2 protein-coding genes are annotated in these 7,254 nt (G+C 61.2%); both read left to right on the top strand.

The genetic code is table 11. From position 1 onward, the window contains the following. The first annotated feature begins 286 nt into the window (after window positions 1-286). Entirely contained in the window at window positions 287-3,565 is a 3,279-nt protein-coding gene (locus HY011_03710; protein MBI3422019.1) for a hypothetical protein, read from the top strand. A 95-nt stretch (window positions 3,566-3,660) separates the two neighbouring features. After that, a complete protein-coding gene (locus HY011_03705; protein ID MBI3422018.1) occupies window positions 3,661-6,963 on the top strand; it encodes a hypothetical protein in 3,303 nt (1,100 codons plus the stop codon). Window positions 6,964-7,254 lie beyond the last annotated feature (291 nt).

Raw genomic sequence — 7,254 nt, 5'->3', positions numbered from 1 at the left:
TAGTGGTAAAAATGTAATGCTCGTCCGTTTTTGTCGCGTAGCGACAAGGTGAATTTAGCCGTGGTTTTCAAACCACGGTAGTCGGACGAAGCAGTATCGCGTCGCGTAGCGACGGTTGAAACGTTTCGGCAATGGCCTCAGTTTCAACCGTCGCTACGCGACGCGGGCACTATGAATGATGCTACCCGGCGTTGAAACGCCGGGCTAAATTCAGGTCGCCGCTACGCGGCTGCAAAATGCAGCATTACATTTTTACCACTACCTCATTATTTTCAGGAAGGTTCCAATGTCAGATAACAAGTCCCCCAAGCAGCGTTGGTTGCTACTATTGAGCGTAGTTTTACTTGGTTGCACTCTCTTCGGTTTGCAACGGCTGCCTTCAGCAGAACGTGAGACAGAAACGTCCATCACGGGCAGCGCCGGTAATGAAAGCGAAGGCGCGGGCCGCGACGCCTGGTTTTATACCCAGCGCGCTTACCCGCAAGAGACAATTCCCGCCGCTGCGCAACAGCAAGCGCTTGAACAACTCGCCGCCGCCGAAGCGCGCCAACGCGAATTGAACCTGCGCACCGCCGACATCGAACAACTCGCCTGGCAGCCGCTCGGCCCCAATCCCATTGGCACGCAGATCGGGCAGTTCGCCATCAACTACGGCGAGCGGCGTGTGGCGTGTGCGGGGCGTGTGGCGGCGATTGCGCTGCATCCGCAATTCGACGGCACGAACAATCGCACCGTCTATCTGGGCGCGGCGCAAGGCGGCGTCTGGCGTTCGGATGATGGCGGCGAGACCTGGCGTCCACTCACTGACGGCTTGCCCTCGCTGGTGATCGGCAGCCTCGCCATTGATCCGACCAACCCGAACGTGATTTGGGCGGGCACGGGCGACAATGGCGAATTCGGCAGCTATTACGGCGCGGGCCTATTGAAATCCACCGATGGCGGCGCGAACTGGCAGGTCATCACCGGCCCCAATTCGACACTCGCCCCGGTGCAACCCGCTTTCATCAACGCGGGCATTCTGAAGGTCGAGATTGACCCGACCAACACGAACACGGTTTATGTCACCACCGGGCCGGGGCATTCGAGCAGCGCGGCCAGCAAGACCGGCGCGGAGGCGCCTTTAGGTCAACGCGGTTTGTGGAAAACGACGGATGGCGGACAGACCTGGACGAATCTGAACGTCACGAATGACGGCGGGCGCATCTCGGCGATGGATGTCATCACCGACCCGCTCAATCGGCAGCGTGTCATCGCTTCGATGTATGGCGTCGGGCTGTTCCGTTCGGAAAATGGCGGCCAAGCGTGGACGCAGCTCGCGGGCGGTTTGCCGGCCAGCGGCTTCGGGCGCATTGCGCTGACCGTCGGCCCGCCGTTGCAAGGCTCGCAAAATTCGACGATTTATGCGGCTGTCGCTGCGACCGGCGACACGCTGCTGGGCATCTTTGGTTCCACCGACAACGGCGCGACATGGACGCGCGTCACCTTGCCGCAAGCGCCCGGGCAAGCCAATTACAACCTGGCGATTGCCGTTGATCCAACCGATGCGCGCGTGGTTTATTACGCCACCGCCGCCAATGCGGACAACGATGGCGGCACGGTCTGGCGCACCACCAACGCGGGCCAAAGCTGGCAAGACCTCAGCAAAGGCGACCCCGCTGGCGGCGGCTTGCACGCCGATTCGCACGCCTTTGCCATTGCGCGCAACAATCCCAATGTAGTGTTCACCGGCAACGACGGCGGCATCTGGCGCACGAATAACGCCAAAGCCAACACCGTCGCCTGGGCGAGTTTGAACAACACGCTGAACATCACGCAGTTTCAAATGATCGCCTTGCACCCGACCTCGCTCGATTTCATCGTCGGCGGCACGCAAGACAACGGCACCAACCGCTACAGCGGCAACGCCAGTTGGGCGAACCTGGCCGAAGGCGACGGTGGCTTTGCTTACATTGATCAGTCCAATCCGAAAATCGTCTGGCACACCTATCAAAATGACAACACTGAGACCGGGTTTGGTCCGCGCGTGACGCTGGATGGCACGGTCAACAACATTAACTGGACAGATCGCGCCTGCCGCAAGTGTCAAACACAACCCGGCGGCTTCAACGCCAGAGACCGCGTCAGTTTTTATGCGCCGCTCGCCGGCAACGCGGGCTTCACGGGCGCGAATGGCAACGTCGTTTATTTCGGCACGCAGCGCCTCTATCGCACGGCAAATCTAGGCGCGACCTGGACGGGGCTAGGGCCGAGCAGTGATGGTTTCGGCAGCGATTTGTCGAAGGGCCAAGGTTATTTGACTGCCATCGCCGCACATCCGCGTTTGAATCCGGCCCAGGGCAGCGATCCACAGGGCGAAGTCGTGTGGGCGGGTACTTCGGATGGCAACATTCAAGTCACAACCGATGCGGGCAAGCTGGGCAGCGCCACGTGGCGCAATGTCACCAAAGCCCCGTTGCCCAACCGCTTCATCACCGACATCGGTCTCGATCCGAATGAACAGCGCCGCGCTGTGGTGACCTACTCCGGTTTTAACGCCAACACGCCAACGACCCCGGGCAAAGTCTTTCTGACCAACGATCAGGGTGGCACATGGACAGACATTTCAGGTGATTTGCCTGACACCCCAGCCAACAGCGTGGCGGTGGATCCGAATCAGGCGAACACGTATTACCTCGGCACCGACATCGGCGCGTTTCAAACCACGAATGGAGGGCAGAACTGGGTGCGTCTGGGCGGCAATTTGCCGCATCTGGCTGTTTATGCCGTGCGTTATCACGCGGCGACCAAAAACCTGGTTATCGGTACGCACGGGCGCGGTGTCTGGAAACTGGCGCTCACGCCCAGCACGGTCAAAGCCGTGGCGACAGTGTCGGCGGCGAGTTTTTCGGCCACGGCGTTTGGCAGCGAATCCATCGCGGCGGCCTTTGGCGAAAGTCTGGGCACGGGCGTCGAAGTCGCCACGACTGTCCCGCTGCCGACCAAGTTGGCGGGCAGTTCGATCAAGGTGAAAGACAGCGCAGGCACCGAACGCGACGCCCCGTTGTTTTTTGTCGCACCGCAGCAGATCAACTATCTGATCCCAGCGGGCACGGCGAACGGCGCGGCGACGGTCACCGTCACCAGCGGCGACGGCACCATCTCACAAGGGACGATCAACATCGCCACCACTGCGCCGGGTTGGTTCACGGCCAATGCCAACGGCCAAGGCGTCCCGGCAGGCGTGGTCTTCCGCGCCAAAGCGGATGGCACGCAGAGCCTGGAACTGCTGGCGCAAACGGAAGGCGGACGGCAGGTGCCGCGTGAGATTGATCTGGGGCCGGAAGGCGATCAGGTCATTCTGGTGTTGTTTGGCACGGGCTTCCGGGGGGCGGTAGCCAACGCGGTGACTTGCCGCATTGGCGGGGAAGCATCCGAAGTGCTCTTCGCCGGGCCGCAAGGCGGGTTGGTGGGCTTGGATCAAGCCAACTTGCGGGTGCCGCGCACGTTGATCGGACGCGGCGTGGTGGATTTGGCCTTCACGGCGGATGGCCGGGTGGCCAACACCGTCCAGATTCGCGTGAAATAAAACGTGATGAGCACGCCAAGCGGTCAGCCCTAAAACCGGGCTGGCCGCTTGGCGTGTTTGAACAACTTGTTCTTTCAACTGTAGGAGGTTTTCCCTTGCTATCCATGTCGTACCAAAAGAAATTTTGGTTGTTGGCCGCCAGCCTGCTGTTATGCAGTGGCTTGGCTTTCGGTTTCTTGAAATACACGCGCGTCGAAAACGTTGACGAGACGCGCGAGGCCGCCAGCGCTGGCGAAGAGAACGAAGGCGAAGGCGAAGCGCGTGAAGCCTGGTTTTATGAAGCGCGCGCCTATCCGCAAAAAACGATTCCGCTACAGGCGCGGCTGCGTGCTTTTGAGCAGATGGAAGCAGCCGAAGCGCGCCAACGCGAATTGCATTTGCGCACCGCCGACATTGAGCAGGTGGCTTGGCAGCCGCTCGGCCCCATGCCCATCGGCCAGCAGATCGGCCAGTTCCCCATCAACTTTGGCGAAAAACGGTTGCCGTGTGCGGGGCGCGTCTCGGCGCTGGCGTTGCATCCGCAATTCGATGGTACGAACAATCGCACGGTCTATCTAGGCTCGGCCCAGGGCGGCGTTTGGCGTTCGGATGACGGCGGCGAGAATTGGCGGCCCTTGACCGACAACGCGCCTTCGCTGGCGATTGGCGACATTGCCATTGATCCGGTCAACCCAAACGTCATCTGGGCGGGCACTGGCGAAGGCAATCCTTTCAGCGGGGCGAGCTATTACGGCGCAGGCATTTTGAAATCCACCGACGGTGGCGCGAATTGGCAAGTCATCACCGGCCCCAATTCGACCTTCGCGCCGGTGCAGCCCGTCTTCATCAACGCGGGCATTTTGAAGATCGAGATTGATCCGACCAACACGAACACGGTTTACGTCACCACCGGGACGGGCCGTTCCAGCAGTCCGGCCAGCAGCCCCTTCATCAACGCGCCGCTCGGTCAGCGCGGTTTGTGGAAGACGACCGATGGCGGCCAGACCTGGGCAAACCTGAATGTCCCAGGCGACGGCGGACGCATCTCGGCGATGGATGTCGTCACCGATCCGCTCAACCGCCAGCGCGTCTTTGCCGCGATGCTCGATGACGGCATTTATCGCTCCGAAAACGGCGGTCAAACCTGGACGTATCTGCAAACCGGTTTGCCCGCCGATGGTTTTCGCCGCATCGCGCTGGCCGTCGGGCCGCCGCTACAGGGATCGCAAAATTCGACCATTTACGCCGCCCTGGCCGCCACCGACAGCACACTGCTGGGCATCTTCCGTTCGACCAACAACGGCGCGAATTGGACACAAGTCGCCACGCCGCAAGACGCCGGGCAAACCAACTACAACTTGGCAATCCTGACCGACCCGGCGGATGCGCGCGTGGTGTATTACGCCACCTCGGCGGCTGAAACGAATGACAGCGGCACGCTCTGGCGCACGACCAACGCGGGCCAGACGTGGGAAGACATCAGTTATGGCGATGCGACCAGCGGCGGCTTGCACGCCGATTCACACGCCATCGCCGTCGCGCGCAACAATCCCAGCATTCTCTTCACCGGCAATGACGGCGGCGTCTTCCGCACCAACAACGCCAAAGCGGCTGCCGCCAGCGTGGCCTGGACGAGTTTGAACAACACGCTGAACATCACCCAATTTCAGATGATCGCGCTGCATCCGACCTCGCTCGATTTCATGGTCGGCGGCACGCAGGACAACGGCACCAATCGTTACAGCGGCAACGCCAGTTGGACGAATCTGGCCGAGGGCGACGGCGGCTTCGCGTACATTGACCAGTCGAATCCGAAGGTCGTCTGGCAGACGTTTCAGAATTCCAGCAGCGCGACCGCCGCGCGTTTTGGCCCGCGCGTGACACTGGATGGTACGGTCAATCAGATTGCCTGGCTCAACCGCCGTTGCAGCAATTGCACCGCTCGGGCGGGCGGCTTCAATCCGACCGACCGCGTAGGCTTTTACGCCCCGTTGGCCGGTCATCCCGGCTTCACGGGCGAGCAAGGCAACGTGGTGTATTTCGGCACGCACCGTCTTTATCGCACGGCGGATCGCGGCGTGAATTTCATTGGCATTGGGCCAAGCAGCGATGGATTCGGCACGGATTTGTCCAAGGGGCAAGGCCGCCTGAACGCCATTGCCGCACATCCGCGCTTGAATCCGGCCCAGGGCAGCGATCCCCCAGGCGAAGTCGTCTGGGTGGGTACCTCAGATGGCAACGTGCAAGTCACGACCGACGCGGGCAAGCTGGGCAGTGCCACGTGGCGCAATGTCACCAAAGCTCCATTGCCCAATCGCTTTATCACCGACATCGGCCTTGATCCGAACGAACAACGCCGCGCGGTCGTGGTGTATTCGGGCTTCAATGCCAACACGCCCGCCACTCCGGGCAAGGTCTTTCTGACCAACGATCAGGGTGGCACATGGACAGACATTTCAGGTGATTTGCCTGACACCCCAGCCAACAGCGTGGCGGTGGATCCGAATCAGGCGAACACGTATTACCTCGGCACCGACATCGGCGTGTTTCAAACCACGAATGGCGGCGCGAACTGGGTGCGGCTGGGCACGGGACTGCCCCGCATCGCGGTGTTCACTGTGCGTTACCACGAGGCAACGAAGAATCTGGTCATTGCCACACATGGCCGCGGCATCTGGAAACTGGCGCTCACCCCCAGCACGGTCAAAGCCGTGGCGACAGTGTCGGCGGCGAGTTTTTCGGCCACGGCCTTTGGCAGTGACTCCATCGCGGCGGCCTTTGGCGAAAGCCTGGGCACCGGCGTCGAAGTCGCCACCAGTGTGCCGCTGCCGACCAAACTCGCCGGCAGCGTGATCAAGGTCAAAGACAGCGCGGGTGTCGAACGCGAAGCCCCGTTGTTTTTTGTCGCGCCGCAACAGATCAACTATTTGATTCCACCGGGCACGGCGAATGGCGCGGCGACAGTCACGGTGACGAGTGGCGATGGCACCATTTCACAAGGGACGATCAACATCGTCAGTGCCGCGCCGGGCTGGTTCACAGCGAACGCCAATGGGCAGGGCGTCCCGGCGGGCGTGGTCTTTCGCGCCAAAGCCGATGGCAGCCAGAGTCTGGAATTGCTGTCGCAAACGGAAGGCGGACGACAAGTGCCACGTGAGATTGACTTGGGGCCGGAAGGGGATCAGGTCATTCTGGTGTTGTTCGGCACAGGCTTCCGGGGGGCAGCGGCCAACGCGGTGACCTGCCGCATCGGCGGGGAAGCGTCGGAAGTGCTGTTCGCCGGGCCGCAAGGCGGCTTGGTGGGCTTGGATCAAGCGAACTTGCGGTTGCCGCGCACGCTGATTGGGCGCGGGGTGGTTGATTTGGTGCTGACGGCGGATGGCCGGGCGGCCAATACGGTGCAGGTGCGCGTGAAGTAACGGCTACGAGACAGACACGCAAACGTTAAGCAAGAGCACGGAGTCCAGGCTTCAGGCTATGTTGGGCAATCCGAACACAGCCTGAAGCCTGAACTCCGTGCTCTTTTGCGTAATGTTGCCGGGTATTTGGGTTGATTTGGTTGCTCAGCCCCCGCCAAAAATCGCGTCGCGGCGTTTTGGGCGCTTATGCTACACTGCGCCCGCGCTGGTGACGCAGAATGAGCCTGTTAGGGCACACTCCCTCTTCGCTGTTCGTCAGAGTAATCCATTTCCCTTACGGCTTGATCCAGT

It is taken from the genome of Acidobacteriota bacterium (assembly GCA_016196035.1).
GTDB lineage: Bacteria > Acidobacteriota > Blastocatellia > RBC074 > RBC074 > JACPYM01.
The sequence above is the reverse complement of the archived record's forward strand: the minus strand, read 5'-3'. Positions and strand labels throughout refer to the sequence as shown.

Bases quoted from the DNA above. Each gene is read 5' to 3' on its own strand.
- HY011_03710 (MBI3422019.1), top strand. From the start codon at position 287: ATGTCAGATAACAAGTCCCCCAAGCAGCGTTGGTTGCTACTATTGAGC.